Genomic DNA, 13,982 nt, shown 5'->3' with positions numbered 1-13,982 from the left:
CTCATAGAATCCGCGCATGTCGTTCGTGCACCTCCATCTCCACACACAATTCAGTCTTCTGGACGGCGCCAACCAAATCAGCCCCCTGGTACAACGAATCAAATCCTTCGGCCAACCCGCCGTCGCGATGACTGATCACGGCAACATGTTCGGGGCGATCGAGTTCTATCGGAAAGCGAAAGAGGCAGGAATCAAGCCGATCATCGGATGCGAAGCCTACATGGCCCCCGGCAGCCGACTCAACAAAGACAGCAGCCAACTTGCCCATAACGACTACTATCACCTCATCCTCTTGGCGCGGAACCTCACGGGATACCAGAATCTGATCAAGCTCGTCAGCAAAGCATATCTTGAGGGATTCTATTATAAGCCTCGGATGGACAAGGAAATCCTCAAACAGCACCACGAGGGAATCATCGCGCTCTCCGGCTGTCTGAGCGGAGAAATTCCCTACTTGATCGGCCAGCAGAACATGGCCGAGGCCATGGCGGTGGCTGGCGAATTTCAAGAGATCTTCGGTCGCGACCAGTTTTACCTGGAAGTACAAGCGAACGGCCTCGAACATCAGCGGATTGCCAATGCGGGCCTCATCGAAATTCACAAGAAGCTGGGCATCCCGCTGGCCGGTACCAACGACTGCCACTATCTCAAGAAGGAAGACTCTCGGCCGCACGATCTGATGCTCTGCCTTCAGACGGGCAAAACCATCAGCGACCCGAATCGGATGAAGTTCGACACGGACGAGCTCTACGTGAAATCCACTGAGGAAATCGCTCCCGCGTTCGCCGAGTTCCCCGGGGCGGTCACAAACACCTGCCGTATCGCCGATCACTGTGGGTTGGAATTGGCCCTGAACAGGACCTACCTGCCGCAATATGCGGCTCCCGAGGGTTATACCCGCGAATCCTATGTCGACCATCTGGCGATGGAAGGTCTGAAAGCTCGATTGAGAGACCGGCCAAGCGGCATTCCTGGCGCGGTGTACGAGCAGCGCTTACGGGAAGAACTGACGGTCATCTGCTCGATGGGTTTCGCCGGCTATTTTCTTATTGTCTGGGACATCATCCGGTTCGCCCGATCCCGCGGCATTCCCGTTGGGCCGGGCCGGGGCTCGGCTGCCGGAAGTCTGGTGGCCTATGCGCTGCGCATCACCGATCTTGACCCCTTGGTTTACAGTCTGCTGTTCGAGCGCTTCCTGAATCCAGAGCGCGTGTCGCTTCCGGATATCGACATGGACTTCTGCATGGATCGCCGAGGCGAGGTCATCAACTACGTCGTCGAGAAATACGGATCCGACCATGTGGCGCAGATCATCACCTTCGGAACGCTGGGCGCCAAGGCCGCCATCCGGGACGTGGGCCGCGTGCTGGAAATGCCCTATGCCGAGGCAGACAAAGTGGCCAAGTTGGTGCCCAACCAGCTCAATGTGACCTTGCAACAGGCCCTCGATGCCGAACCGCGATTGCGCGAGTTGGTCGACTCGGACCCCAAGGTGAAGGAACTGATGTCGATCGCCCAATCGCTCGAAGGCCTGGCGCGCCACGCTTCGACCCATGCGGCTGGAGTGGTGATCTCGGAGGGTCCACTGACCGATCATGTGCCGCTCTACAAGGGCGCCAACGACGAAATCGTCACCCAGTATTCCATGGGAGACGTCGAAAAGATCGGTCTGGTGAAATTCGACTTTCTGGGCCTCAAGACGCTGACCATGATTCGGCGGGCTGAAACTTTGATCAATGAGGCTCGACCTGATCATGCGCCGCTCGTGGTGGACCGGCTGCCGTTCGACGACGCGGAAACGTTTGCGCTCCTCTCGTCGGGCAAGACCACCGGCATCTTCCAACTGGAAAGCTCCGGGATGCGCGATCTGCTGACAAGCTTCAAGCCGGACCGGTTCGAAGATATCATCGCCATCATCGCGTTGTATCGCCCGGGTCCGATGGACCTGATTCCGGATTTCATCAAACGTAAACAGGGCAAGGTGCCGATCACCTATGAAACGCCCGAGCTTGAATCCATCCTGAATGACACCTACGGCGTCATCGTCTACCAAGAGCAGGTCATGGCGATCGCCAACAAGATCGCGGGATTCTCGCTGGGACAAGCCGATATTCTTCGTCGGGCAATGGGGAAGAAAAAGCCCGAGGAAATGGAGAAACTGCGGGTCAAGTTTCTGGAGGGAGCGAAGCAGAAGAAAATTCCGGAGAAGAAAGCCGAGAAGCTATACGAACTCATCTACAAGTTCGCAGGCTACGGCTTCAATAAATCGCATGCAGCGGCCTACGCCGTCGTCTGTTATCAGACGGGATATCTCAAGGCCCACTATCCAACCGAATTCATGGCGGCGCTCATGACCAGCGACATGGGGAACCAGGACAAGATCGTCGGCTATTTCACCGAATGCCGAGATCTCGACATCAAAGTTCTGGGGCCCGACGTCAACGAGAGCCAAAAGGACTTTGCGGTGGCAGACGGAGCCATCCGCTTCGGGCTCGCCGCGATCAAGAACGTGGGAGAAGGCGCCGTCGAATCCGTCCTGGCGATCCGGGCGGAGAGCGGACCGTTCGCATCGTTCTTCGACTTTTGCCGACGGGTCGACCTCAGAAAAGTCAACAAGCGGATGCTGGAAGGGTTGATTAAGGCCGGCACGTTCGACTCGACCGGAGCGAGACGCTCGCAACTCATGGCGGCCCTGGACCGGGCGGTCGAAGACGGCGCGGCGGCCCAACAAGAACGAGAACTGGGCCAAACGAACATATTCGGAGAAGAATTCCACGGCCAAGGCCAACCCGCTCACTCGGCAGATCCGCTGCTGCCTTCGGTTCAGGAATGGGATCAAGCGACCAGGCTGAAGTACGAACGGGAACTGACCGGGTTCTACATCAGCGCACATCCCCTCGCCCGCTATGAAGCCACGATCGGCGCCCTGGCAACGGTCACCACGGGGGGCCTCATGGATCTGTCGGATGGCAAGGAGGTCAAGCTGTGCGGCATCATCGCCACCGTCAAGTCGATGCTGACCAAGAAGGGCGATCGCATGGCGTATCTGTCGCTGGAAGACCTTCAGGGTACGGTCGAGGTCATCGCATTCCCCGACCTCTTTAAGTCTGCGGGCGATTTGATCGCACCGGAACGCCTGGTACGAATCACCGGCACCATCGACCGAGGTGACAAGGGGACGAAGATCCGGGGTAGCCATATCGAACCCCTCGCCGAAGTCCAAACCCAAACGGTCAAGCGCGTACGAATCTGGCTGAACGATCGTCCGGATACCCAGGATCAACTGCCCCGGTTGCTGGAAGTCTTCAAACGCCACCCGGGAGGCGCCACCGTGTCGCTGACGTTCCGGACGGAGGAAGCCCTGGAGGCCGACACCGGTCCCCTCCCCAACCTCAGCGTGACAGCCAGTGAGCACTTCGTGGCAGAGGTCGAGGAAGTGCTAGGCAAAGGGGCCCTTTCTTTGGTATCGTAACACCCGATGAATGACCCTGAGAGCCCGTCCATTTCTTGAGAATATCCACAGCCCTGACGGCCTATGCGCGACTATCTTGAATTTGAAAAGCCTCTCCGTGAGATCGAGGAAAAGATAGAAAAGCTGGTGACCTCGGGGAGCACCAAAGCAAGCCACCAGGAAGAAATCCGCAAATTGCGGATGAAGCTGGCCCAAGTCGAGCATGACCTCTACAGCGGGCTGACTCCCTGGCAGCGCACCCAGTTGGCCAGACATCCGCAACGACCCAGCACCCTCGATTATGTCAACGAGGTTTTCCGTGATTTCCTGGAGTTCCACGGAGACCGGTCGTTCGGCGACGACCGAGCCATCGTGGGAGGGTTCGCCCGATTCAACGATCGCTCCGTGATGGTCATCGGCCACCAAAAGGGCAAGACTCTCAAGGAACGGATGCAACGAAATTTCGGCATGCCGAACCCGGAAGGCTACCGGAAGGCGTTGCGCCTCATGAAGATGGCCGAGAAATTCAACCGACCCATCGTCACCTTTATCGACACCCCGGGCGCCTACCCCGGAATCGGTGCGGAGGAACGGGGGCAGGCCGAAGCGATTGCCAGAAACCTCCTGGTCATGTCGAGGCTGACCGTCCCCATCGTCTCCGTCGTGATCGGGGAAGGCGGTAGTGGTGGTGCATTGGCCCTTGGGGTGTCAGACCGGGTGCTCATGCTGGAACACGGTGTCTATTCGGTGATCTCTCCCGAGGGCTGCGCGGCTATCCTATGGGATGATCCGACCAAAGTACCCGATGCAGCGGCCGCGCTAAAAATGACGGCCCAGGATCTTGTCGGTCTCGGGATCGTCGACGACATCATCCCGGAACCCCTTGGCGGTGCTCACCGAGAGCCGAAGGCAGTCACAGACCGGGTCGCCAAGGCACTGACCAATTATCTCTTCCCGCTCACCGAGTGCTCCATTCCGCAACTGCTGGCCGAACGCGAACAGAAGTACCGCCGCATCGGCGCCATCAATGGGCTGGAAACCAAACCTGCATAGACTCCTTCGTCTCACCCGTTCTCAGCCGCTTTGTTTCGCTTGTCGGCAACATCTTGTCAGCCGGCCTGCCCATCCTCTGGACGGTTTGTAGGGAGCACACGAGGGTTCCGCCCACGAACCTCCTCCGCATGGTCTGCTACGCCAACCTCAGTACGGACCGGACTTTCGCCACGATACGTCGCGCATAATGCCTGATGTGGTTCATTTCCATCACCATCTCGACCAGCGAACGATTCATCAACTCCAAGGCCGGATATCTCCGTTTCCTGACGAACCCATGCTGGTAATTCCTCTTGTCCCCGAATCCCAGCATTCGCTGATCCTCCCCCGACAGATTACCCAGGAATGCAGCATTAAGCAGTAAGGGATGGTAGCGATAGTACTCGATATCCTCGCGCTGCAAAGCCACGGCGGGATCGTGATAATTGAGAAACACGGCCTGCCGGCTCTCCAGCACAGGCGTTGCCTGCCGATGAATGCCCGACGTATCGAACAGGAATGCCGACCCGGCCGGTCCCGTCACCTGGACGATGCGATCGGGCGCAATGTCGACAAGCTCTCGGTCCGGAACCAGTCGCGGATGCTGTTTTCGATGACTCCCCTTGATATAGCAGAACGCACCCGACGAAACATCCGTCAGATAGACCGCTAGCTTGATCTCCCGCGGTATGTTGGGATTCACCTGTTGGTCGTACCACGCATCTCCATGCCAGCCGTGAAAATCTTTCTTCGTCGGCAGTGACCGCCACCCCTTGGCTTCAACAAGTTGCACTCGCGGGCCGATGTACTCGTGGAGGATATGTTTGACCAACGGATGCAACGCGACATCCATGAATCCCTGATCCAGCGCCAGGACGTCCTGGATCATGTACCGGAACTTCTCCGTCCGTTCAAATCCCGACACGTCGTTCCAGGCCATACGCTGAAGTCTGACCAGGAATGCCTGCTGCATTGACCGCAACTGCCCCGACGAGATGATCTCTGGTAGACGAACAAGCCCATCACGTTCCAGAATTGCACTCAACTCATGTGCCATATCCCACCTGGCCTACGTCCGACATCGGAGCGTCATACAGAGAAAGTGCATCCTCCACGCGGGTCTCGTGGGAGAACTGCGCGACCGCATCGACCCTAGCTGCACGAGAAATCTCGTTCTGGAGCGGTTCGCAATCCGCCAAAGCCGCTACGTGACGCGCCATCGCGGAATAATCTCCGGCTGCGATCAAGAATCCGTTGTGGCCCGATCGCACGAACTCAGGGATACCGCCAACGCAACTGGCAATGACAGGCAGGCCGCTGGCCATGGCTTCAAGAATGACCAATCCAGCCGCCTCCTCCCAGAGCGACGGACACACCAGGCAATCTGCGGCCTGCATATAGCGACACACATCGGAGCACAGCCCGAGAAAAGCCGTCCGTTCGCCGATGTTCAACGATTCGGTCAACTGCTCCAGCCTTCCTCGCTCAGGGCCGTCCCCCGCAATCCAGAGAGAGGCATACGGCGGGAGAAGTGCCAGCGCGCGTAACGCCGTATCCACTCCTTTCTCAGGAATGAGGTGCGCCACGACGAGCATGACAAATCGCTTCTCGCATCCCAGCGAAGCCTTGACGATCTTTTTGGTCTCGGCGTCCGGCTTGAAGCGGTCGGTGTTGACAAAATGATAGTACCGACGTGGATTCCTCCATATGGCCTGGTTCAGGAGATCGGAGTGGACATAGTTGCTGACCGCAAAGATGTCGGAATAGGCCGAGGCGAACCATTTGCGACTCAATCGCTTCAGCACACCAGTCGATCGGACAAAGGAGCGAGGACGGGAGTTGTGGTCCGTCAAGACATGCCTGATCTTCGGCCTCAGGAGTCTGAGAAGCAGCACATATGGATTGATCGGGGGATAGAGATTCCAATGAATGATATGGATACGATGACGATCGGCTAGACGAATCAATCCCACCACCGCTGCAGCTCGAAATTTCCCCAAGCGGAGGGAGGTCACCGGGAGACCGGTACTGCGATATCTTGCGCCATGACTCTCATCAGGCTCACGAGAGAAGACCGGAACCAACAAGCCTCCGCGGTTGGCCAATCCCTCCGCCAAGAGAAAAATCTGCTCCTCCAGGGAGCCGAATTTCATGGAAGGATTCAGATTGATCACATAGAGCACCCTGGGCGCCGAGCGAGGCGATTCAATGACCCGTCCGCTCGCAACAGGGGGCTCACAAGTGACGTTACCGTCCATTCGGCCCTAGTCCCCCTTAGGTCAAGACAACACTCACTCCGGCCAAGAATGGCATACGAAGAACGTCAGGAGGGGTCCTCCGAAGCGGATTGAAACATCTCTGGATGAAAGTTTCAAGACAACAGAAGAGGGGTGCGCTTCTCCTGATGTGCCACCCCGTGAAGCAGTGCTGTCCGGCCGAAGAAGCCGAGTGGATTTGATGCGATCTCAACAGGTTACCCGCTCATTCTTCAGCTCTCCGGAGGGAAAAATTAATGCAGCATTTTTCGGCATTTTTTTCAAATGTTCTCGGATCGATGGACTTCGGCAGAACGTCTCGTGCGCGGGCACTTATCTCCATCGACCCTGAAGGTCCGCGGAGGACGTCCCTCGGTACCGGCAGCGTAAACATGATCGTCCTCATTGCCGGCCCCCGTGTTTGCGGCAGTCTGGCCACCGTGAGCCTCGATGATCGCCATCCAGATGACCAAACCCTAGGCCGGGTTCCAGGAATCCCGGCGCTCCGTGCGGAGTGCGCCCGCTAGAATCATTCGAAGATCCTGGGCAACTCATCGGCCGGAATGCCGCCACCGGTGCTGGAGATCGACACCTCCATCGCGTCGCCCGCGACCGCCGCAGCCAGTCGAATTGAGGACGAAGGAGCAGAAAACTTCACGGCGTACTCCAGCGATCCCGCGTGATGAGACGGGGGAAGAGGAGTATACTTGAAGAGGGAGGGGTCTCATGCCTCGTGTGCTTGTCCTGGGCGCCGGTAAAATCGGCTCGCTGATCACCTGCCTCCTGGCGGGAGCCGAAGACTATGCCCTGTACCTCGGAGATATCACGCTGGACAAGCCCAAGAGGCTTGTCGAGGACTTGGGACTGTCGCGAGTCACACCGTACCTGCTGGATGCGCGCCATCCGGACAGTATCAGCACGTTTTTGGAGACACATCCCGTTGATGCCGTCATTTCCGGTCTTCCCTACTTCTGCAATCCTACGATTGCTGGACTCGCTCGCACACACGACTTGCATTACTTCGACCTGACCGAAGACGTCGAGATTACTTGTCAGGTCAAGTCTCTCAGCGCGGGAGCCGCACGAGCCTTTGTACCGCAATGCGGGCTGGCTCCCGGGTTCATCAGCATTGTGGCGCACGACCTGATGACGCATTTCGAGAGCCTGGACACAGTCAAGATGCGGGTGGGAGCACTGCCCGTTCACCCCAGCAATGCGCTCAAGTATTCGCTCACCTGGTCCACCGACGGATTGATCAACGAATACGGCAACTTGTGCTATGGCATCGAGGAAGGCGAGCGGGTGCCGCTTCAACCTCTGGAAGGTTATGAAACCATCGAACTCGACGGTTTGCTGTATGAAGCGTTCAACACCTCCGGTGGGTTGGGCACGTTGGCCGACTCCTATGCCGGCAGGGTCCGCACCATGAACTACAAGACCCTCCGATATCCCGGCCACTGCGAGAAAATCCACCTTCTGGTGAAGGACCTGAAGCTGAACGAGGACCGCGACACGCTGAAGCGTGTGCTTGAGCGGGCAATCCCCCAAACACTTCAAGACGTCGTCCTCATTTACGCCTCGGTGACGGGCACCAAACCGGACGGGTTCTTCGAAGAGAATTACGTCAAGAAAGTCTATCCGCAATGCATCATGGGAAGACCCTGGTCCGCCATCCAGGTCACCACGGCGTCCAGCACCTGCTGCGTCGTCGATCTTGTCCTGCAGCACCCCGACGCCTACAAGGGATTCGTCACACAGGAAACCTTCAGCCTGCAAAATTTCCTCGCCAACGACTTTGGAGCCTGTTTCCGATGAGCAGCGCGCAAGACATACTCAGGGAACTGGGCATTCAAGGCACCAATGCCGGCGGCAGCACCGGAAGCGGCCGATGGTGCGGTCCAAGCAGCATGCCTCTGCTTCAATCGATGAATCCGACAACCGGCGATCCCGTCGCCGGCGTCCATCCCTGTACCCTTCCCGACTATGATCGCATTCTTAAGGACTCCCTTGAGGCCTTCCAGCGATGGCGGCTCGTTCCGGCTCCGAAACGTGGTGAGGTCGTCCGACAGATTGGACAGATCTTGCGAGAAAAGAAAGATCCGCTTGGAACGCTGGTCTCCCTGGAGACGGGAAAGATCAAGGCGGAAGGCGAGGGCGAAGTCCAGGAGGTGATCGACATGGCCGACCTTGCCGTCGGACAGTCGCGCATGCTCTACGGAGCGACGATGCCTTCCGAGCGCCCGGCCCATCGACTGTCCGAGCAATGGCATCCCCTGGGGCCGGTGGGAGTCATTACCGCGTTCAATTTTCCCGTCGCCGTTTGGGCATGGAACGCCTTCTTGGCGGCCATTGCCGGGGATACGGTCGTCTGGAAGCCTTCTCCGAAGGCCCCGCTCTGCGCGATCGCGGTGCAGCACATCTGCAACCGAGTCATGGAACAACAGGGCTTACCCGGCGTGTTCTCGCTGTTCATCACCGATCAGCAGTCTCTCGCTGAGACCATGGTGGAGGATCGTCGTCTGCCGCTGATCTCCTTTACCGGCTCCGTCACGGTCGGACGACAAGTGGCCTCCGTGGTCGGCCGGCGTCTGGGCCGGACTTTGCTGGAACTCAGCGGCAACAACGCGGTCATCGTCGACGAGACGGCCGATCTCGACATGGCCACGCGCGCGATTGTCTTCGGAGCGGTGGGGACGGCGGGACAACGGTGCACGACCACTCGACGGTTGTTTGTGCACGAGTCGCAGGCAGACGAGCTGCTCACCAAACTCGTCAAGGCATACGGTCAGATCCCGATCGGCAATCCGCTGGAGCCGAACGTGCTCATGGGCCCCTTGATCGATCGGGCCGCTGTCGAGGCCTATCGCCAGGCAATCGAGGAAATCAAGGCCGAGGGAGGCCAAATCCTCCACGGCGGGAAAGTCCTCCCTCGCGCCGGCTATTTCGTCGAGCCGACGATCGTCCGTGCACACAATCAATGGCCGGTCGTTCAGCGCGAAACCTTTGCGCCAATCTTGTACGTCATGCCATTCCACGAGATCGAACAGGCCATCGAACTCCAGAACAGCGTCCCTCAGGGTCTCTCCTCCGCCATGTTCACCACCAGTCTGCACCATAGCGAGCGATTTCTCTCAGCCGCCGGCAGCGATTGCGGCATTGCCAACATCAATATCGGTACATCCGGCGCGGAAATCGGCGGAGCGTTCGGGGGCGAAAAAGAGACCGGGGGCGGCCGGGAGGCAGGGTCCGATGCCTGGAAAGCCTATATGCGACGGCAGACCAACACGGTGAACTGGGGCACCGACCTTCCGCTTGCCCAAGGAATCAAGTTCGGTTCGTCGTCCTGAATCAAGAGGTGAGCATGGACCACAATCTGGAACTGGACCGCCTGCTAGAAAAGATGGTCGCAGAGTACCTGCAGCGCAACGGAGCTGCCGCGACCCTGAAGCGGATGCTGGATCAGGTCGGAGTCGGGTTTACGCCGGTCATCGATCACCTCACGCTCCGTACCACGGACATCGATCGACGGGTGAAGCCGTTTGTGACGCTCGGCTATGCCTATGACGAAACGCTCGAATTCGACGACTGGTACGCCAAGGTCTTCCGAAAGAACGGCTACCCGGCGCTCTTCGTCGATCAGGCATATCCGGACGATCGCGGGAAGACCAGCATCATTCCTGGGTGGGTCGAGCAGTTTGGAGATGAACAGTTTCATCATATCGCCGTGAGGATCGAAGACATCGAAACCGCGATCGAACGTTTGAAAGGTCAAGGCATCGTCTTCGCGGGAAAGATCGTAGGAGCGCAAGGAGACCAGCTACGTCAGATTTTCTCGGCGCCTGAAATGGTAGGTGGTCATCCGTTTTCAGTACTGGAGCTGGCGGAACGCCATCGTGGTTATCGAGGCTTCCTGCCCCCGCAAGCGGACAGTCTAATGAAATCGTCAGCCGGCCGGTGACCGATCTTGCGCTTGTCGCCGTGATCGCCGCATCGTGAACACCGGCAGATACCACTTGGGCTTCATTCGACCGAAATCCGTTCGGACGTGTGTCTTCAGTGCACTCTTGGAGTCCAACACGTAGGCTCCTGCCTCGTCCGCCACATACACGACCCAATGCCAGAACGTGCCGCTCTCGTGCCTGTGCCACTTGATGGCCAAGAGGGCGCAGGCAGGCAGGGAATTCCATGAGCGAAAGGGTCTAGTCGATCGACCGGACCGTATCCCAAACCTGGAAAGCAGGCGACGGACGTGGTGGAGATTCGACCACAGCCGCGGGTCGGCAGCCACAATGCCGGCCGAACCGGCCGCCTGTTTCGCCGTTGCGTAGGACACTCCCGCGATCGCCGCCACAGCGGCAATACCACATCCTGTCCGCTCCTCTTGAATCACCGGTTTCACGGCAGATCGACCTTGAGCTTTCTTCCCCCGGATACCTGAAACCCTTGGCTCCTATAGAACTTCATCGTCCGTTCAAACTGTGGCAAGGGAGGTGTGGTTACCTCCAACCTGGTCCATCCCCTGGTCTCGCCATAACGCTTGACCTCCCTCAAGAGGTGGGCGCCCACACCCCGTGAGCGATAGGCCGCACGCACATAGACCTCCGGGATCGTCCCGAACCGTCCACCCGCATACAACCCATAGCTTTCATAGACGCTCAGAAACCCCATCGTCTGAACCTCTTCCGGATTCCGCGCCAGGAAGACCGCGTAAGACCGATTGGTCAACCAATCCTGCGCGCGAGATTCCGTCGCGTCGTGGTCGAATCGAAACACGGCCTCACCGATCGTCGTCGTAATTTCCCGCAGCAGTTCACCGACCATCTCGGCGATGAGCGTTGCATCGGCCGGGTCTGCTCGTGCGATATTCGTTGCCTTGAACATATGGATCGGCTTTCCCTATTGGCCTCAGTCAACGAGCCAGTCGCTACCCTAGCGATACTCAGGGCGAGGAGCAAGTCGCGGCAGCAACAGGCCTCTCCCGGTACCGTCGGCCCTCCCATCGGCATCCCGCCGCTCACGGAATCGGTCAGGACAAGACCAGCCACTCGATCAGGGATTGTCCCAAGACCGGAGAACGCAAAAACCGGGTGGTATGTGAAAGGGCCGGAAACAGCGCGGCCGGGAGACCGTCTGTTCAGGACGCGGGGCCGGTCAGGCGACCCACGGTTTCAAGCAGACGCGGCACTGCGACGGGTTTGACCAATGTTTCGTGCGCGCCAAAGAATCTGGCGACGCTGCAATAGTCGAGATCGCGCGCTCCACTGGACACAGCGACGACCTTGAGGCGGGGAAATTGCTGATGGAGCATCCAGGTAAGCTCGAGGCCGTCCATGTCAGGCATCAGGATATCCGTGATGACCAGATCGACTGCATGGCGTTGGAGATGAGCCAAGCCGTCCCGCGCCAACGATACTTCATTGACGGCATGCCCGGCTCCTTCCAACGTTCGCCGGAAGAATTGTCGGGCCGAAGCTTCATCGTCGATCAGAAGAATTTCAGCCAAAGCGGGGTTTCCTCACTTTGGCTCTTGTATCAAAGAACAAGCCCGGCCGATACTGGCGGAGACGCCAGGTACCCCCCTAGGGAGCCCCTCAAGGGCTTCCGAGGCTAGCGATGTCCGATGGATTCGATCAGCCGGAGATCCGCTTCGGCCAACGCAAAATCCCGGCAGGCAAGGTCGTCTCTCATATGCTGGGGGTTGGTCGTGCCCGTCAGTGGCAACATCCCAATCTGCATGGCAAATCGAAACACCAGCTGGGCCAAACCCATACCGTAACGCCCCGCCATCGCCCTGATATCCGGATCGACAAAGACTTCGCGATTGGCCGTTAACAGCGAAAAGCCTTGGTAGAGAATGTGCTGGGCCTGACAAACCTTGCGCACTGCCCGATCCCAGCCGAGCGCCGCATAGCAGCGGTTTTGAACCACCATTGGCTTGATCCTGGCTTGTGCGCACAACAAAGCAAGTTGCTCGCCCGTCACGTTGCTGATTCCGATCATTCTGGTTTTCTTGGCTTCGTACAGCCGCTCGAATGCCGCCCAGACCTCCCAATCCTCGGCCCCAAGCCCACGCCTGCCGTAAGGGCCGTGAAGGACATACGAATCCACGTAATCAGTGTGCAAGTGTCCCAGCGAACGTTCGAAGGATTGTTCCACCTGCACACCCACCCCGGCACGCGGATCATAGGGCGTACGATGGTCCTGGCCGTTGAGGGGAGTGAACTTCGTCTGGACGAACAGGTGTTCGCGAGCTACACCCTGCTCGGCCAAGCTGACCAACGCGTTCCCTACCCGCGCTTCATCATAGTGAATCAGTTGATTGGCTGTATCGATCGCCTGAAAACCGGCTTGCACCGCCGTTATGACGAGTTGAGCGGTGGCATCCCTCTTCCACGCGGTGCCGTACATAAACGACGGTACCGGCACGCCGTTGTATGCGGTGAGGGTGTCGTCGCGGTTTTCCATCATGTGTTGGCTCGCATGCCATCCGCGCGCTACCTCGAATGGCATCAGGGTATCGTGAGCACGTCCTTCCATAACGCGGCCAGTTCCCGCAATGCCCCGGCGCCGTCACCCACGAATGCCGAGCCGTGCATGGCCGCCAGTGTCTTGGGCCTGAGTTCGGCCAACCGGTGCAGCGTCGGTTCCGTCAATGTCGAATACGGAATGTAGTTCGCCAGAGGTCCCCGCTGATACTCGACCAAGATCCTTCGGCAACGCTCGAGCAAATCCGAGCCAGCCACCGGCTCCACGTTGCCGCCCTGATGAAAAAGATCGGAGCAGAAGAGCGTTCGATTGCCTTCTTCGAACAGGAGGCCCGCTTCCCAACAATGTGGAACATGGGGCGTGCTGAGGAAGCGGAATCGATACTTCCCGGTGCTGAGCACCTCCCCCTCGCCCATGCCTCTCGCCGGCCTGATGGCGAGGCAGTCATCGACGCTGACCAACTTGCCGACCATGCTGCACACCGCGGTTGCTTCTGAAGCCAACCCCTGCCATTCCGGCAACGTTCCGCACTTGTCTGCCTCGAAATGGCTGAAGCCGATCCAACGAACCGCAGCCGGATCGATCAGCGAGGCGACCGCCTCCCTGACCCCAGGGAACAAGGCTCGAGGTCCTGTATGAAACAGCAGCGGTTCCTCATCCCGAACAAGAAATTGACTGAACTGCATGTCGAAGGGCTCAACGAATGTTGTGATCCGGAACATGTCCGGAGCGATCTCGGTTACCTGAGCCATGACACC

The 13,982-nt window shown here is 58.5% G+C and carries 13 protein-coding genes; 5 read left to right on the top strand and 8 right to left on the bottom strand.

What is annotated here, in order from left to right:
• Positions 1-16 precede the first annotated feature (16 nt).
• Together dnaE and P0111_08785 are read left to right on the top strand one after the other, a co-directional pair.
• On the top strand, positions 17-3,472 hold the full coding sequence (dnaE, locus tag P0111_08790; GenBank protein MDF0644115.1) for a DNA polymerase III subunit alpha: 3,456 nt from the start codon (positions 17-19) through the stop codon (positions 3,470-3,472).
• Between the two features lie 63 nt (positions 3,473-3,535).
• The gene (locus P0111_08785; protein ID MDF0644114.1) at positions 3,536-4,504 is read left to right on the top strand and encodes an acetyl-CoA carboxylase carboxyltransferase subunit alpha; all 969 of its coding nucleotides are present in this window, start codon (positions 3,536-3,538) and stop codon (positions 4,502-4,504) included.
• 136 nt (positions 4,505-4,640) lie between these two features.
• Here P0111_08785 and P0111_08780 read toward each other — a convergent pair whose 3' ends face one another.
• The 3 genes from P0111_08780 to P0111_08770 all read right to left on the bottom strand — a co-directional run bounded on the left by P0111_08780 (position 4,641) and on the right by P0111_08770 (position 7,396).
• Positions 4,641-5,540 carry a phytanoyl-CoA dioxygenase family protein gene (locus P0111_08780; GenBank protein MDF0644113.1) on the bottom strand — a complete coding sequence of 300 codons (900 nt, stop codon included), beginning with the start codon at positions 5,538-5,540 and terminating at the stop codon, positions 4,641-4,643.
• Positions 5,530-6,636 (bottom strand): glycosyltransferase family 4 protein, encoded by a 1,107-nt coding sequence (locus P0111_08775; protein ID MDF0644112.1) that lies wholly within the window; start codon positions 6,634-6,636, stop codon positions 5,530-5,532. The genes P0111_08780 and P0111_08775 overlap by 11 nt, the downstream gene beginning before the upstream one ends.
• 631 nt (positions 6,637-7,267) lie before the next feature.
• The gene (locus tag P0111_08770; GenBank protein ID MDF0644111.1) at positions 7,268-7,396 is read right to left on the bottom strand and encodes a hypothetical protein; all 129 of its coding nucleotides are present in this window, start codon (positions 7,394-7,396) and stop codon (positions 7,268-7,270) included.
• A 68-nt stretch (positions 7,397-7,464) separates the two neighbouring features.
• On the opposite strand from P0111_08770, the gene P0111_08765 reads away from it, so the two are divergent.
• Genes P0111_08765 through P0111_08755 form a run of 3 tightly spaced genes read left to right on the top strand, consistent with a single transcriptional unit; the run spans position 7,465 to position 10,696 of the window.
• Positions 7,465-8,553 carry a saccharopine dehydrogenase C-terminal domain-containing protein gene (locus tag P0111_08765; protein ID MDF0644110.1) on the top strand — a complete coding sequence of 363 codons (1,089 nt, stop codon included), beginning with the start codon at positions 7,465-7,467 and terminating at the stop codon, positions 8,551-8,553.
• Positions 8,550-10,085, top strand: coding sequence for an aldehyde dehydrogenase family protein (locus tag P0111_08760; protein MDF0644109.1), 1,536 nt, complete (start codon positions 8,550-8,552; stop codon positions 10,083-10,085). The genes P0111_08765 and P0111_08760 overlap by 4 nt, the downstream gene beginning before the upstream one ends.
• Positions 10,086-10,099: 14 nt before the next feature.
• Positions 10,100-10,696, top strand: coding sequence for a VOC family protein (locus P0111_08755; GenBank protein MDF0644108.1), 597 nt, complete (start codon positions 10,100-10,102; stop codon positions 10,694-10,696).
• Here the strand turns inward: P0111_08755 and P0111_08750 are convergent.
• The 5 genes from P0111_08750 to P0111_08730 form a co-directional block, all read right to left on the bottom strand.
• Positions 10,682-11,137 carry a hypothetical protein gene (locus P0111_08750; GenBank protein ID MDF0644107.1) on the bottom strand — a complete coding sequence of 152 codons (456 nt, stop codon included), beginning with the start codon at positions 11,135-11,137 and terminating at the stop codon, positions 10,682-10,684. The genes P0111_08755 and P0111_08750 overlap by 15 nt on opposite strands.
• The gene (locus P0111_08745) at positions 11,134-11,619 is read right to left on the bottom strand and encodes a GNAT family N-acetyltransferase (GenBank protein ID MDF0644106.1); all 486 of its coding nucleotides are present in this window, start codon (positions 11,617-11,619) and stop codon (positions 11,134-11,136) included. The genes P0111_08750 and P0111_08745 overlap by 4 nt, the downstream gene beginning before the upstream one ends.
• A gap of 253 nt (positions 11,620-11,872) precedes the next feature.
• Complete coding sequence (locus P0111_08740) at positions 11,873-12,241, bottom strand: response regulator (protein ID MDF0644105.1); 369 nt, start codon at positions 12,239-12,241, stop codon at positions 11,873-11,875.
• Between the two features lie 104 nt (positions 12,242-12,345).
• Entirely contained in the window at positions 12,346-13,248 is a 903-nt protein-coding gene (locus P0111_08735; protein MDF0644104.1) for an aldo/keto reductase, read from the bottom strand.
• Positions 13,248-13,976, bottom strand: coding sequence for an MBL fold metallo-hydrolase (locus P0111_08730; protein ID MDF0644103.1), 729 nt, complete (start codon positions 13,974-13,976; stop codon positions 13,248-13,250). Before P0111_08730 ends, P0111_08735 begins: the two co-directional genes overlap by 1 nt.
• Positions 13,977-13,982 lie beyond the last annotated feature (6 nt).

It is taken from the genome of Nitrospira sp. (assembly GCA_029194535.1).
Taxonomy (GTDB): Bacteria; Nitrospirota; Nitrospiria; order Nitrospirales; family Nitrospiraceae; genus Nitrospira_C.
Note: the sequence above shows the minus strand (reverse complement) of the source record. Positions and strands in the feature narration are given on the sequence as shown.

What these genes read in the sequence shown, in the direction of transcription:
- P0111_08780 (MDF0644113.1), bottom strand. Translation starts at nt 5,540, where the DNA reads ATGGCACATGAGTTGAGTGCAATTCTGGAACGTGATGGGCTTGTTCGT.
- P0111_08760 (MDF0644109.1), top strand. Translation starts at nt 8,550, where the DNA reads ATGAGCAGCGCGCAAGACATACTCAGGGAACTGGGCATTCAAGGCACC.
- P0111_08755 (MDF0644108.1), top strand. Translation starts at nt 10,100, where the DNA reads ATGGACCACAATCTGGAACTGGACCGCCTGCTAGAAAAGATGGTCGCA.
- P0111_08765 (MDF0644110.1), top strand. Translation starts at nt 7,465, where the DNA reads ATGCCTCGTGTGCTTGTCCTGGGCGCCGGTAAAATCGGCTCGCTGATC.
- P0111_08730 (MDF0644103.1), bottom strand. Translation starts at nt 13,976, where the DNA reads ATGGCTCAGGTAACCGAGATCGCTCCGGACATGTTCCGGATCACAACA.
- P0111_08785 (MDF0644114.1), top strand. Translation starts at nt 3,536, where the DNA reads ATGCGCGACTATCTTGAATTTGAAAAGCCTCTCCGTGAGATCGAGGAA.
- P0111_08735 (MDF0644104.1), bottom strand. Translation starts at nt 13,248, where the DNA reads ATGCCATTCGAGGTAGCGCGCGGATGGCATGCGAGCCAACACATGATG.
- P0111_08775 (MDF0644112.1), bottom strand. Translation starts at nt 6,636, where the DNA reads ATGAAATTCGGCTCCCTGGAGGAGCAGATTTTTCTCTTGGCGGAGGGA.
- dnaE (MDF0644115.1), top strand. Translation starts at nt 17, where the DNA reads ATGTCGTTCGTGCACCTCCATCTCCACACACAATTCAGTCTTCTGGAC.
- P0111_08745 (MDF0644106.1), bottom strand. Translation starts at nt 11,619, where the DNA reads ATGTTCAAGGCAACGAATATCGCACGAGCAGACCCGGCCGATGCAACG.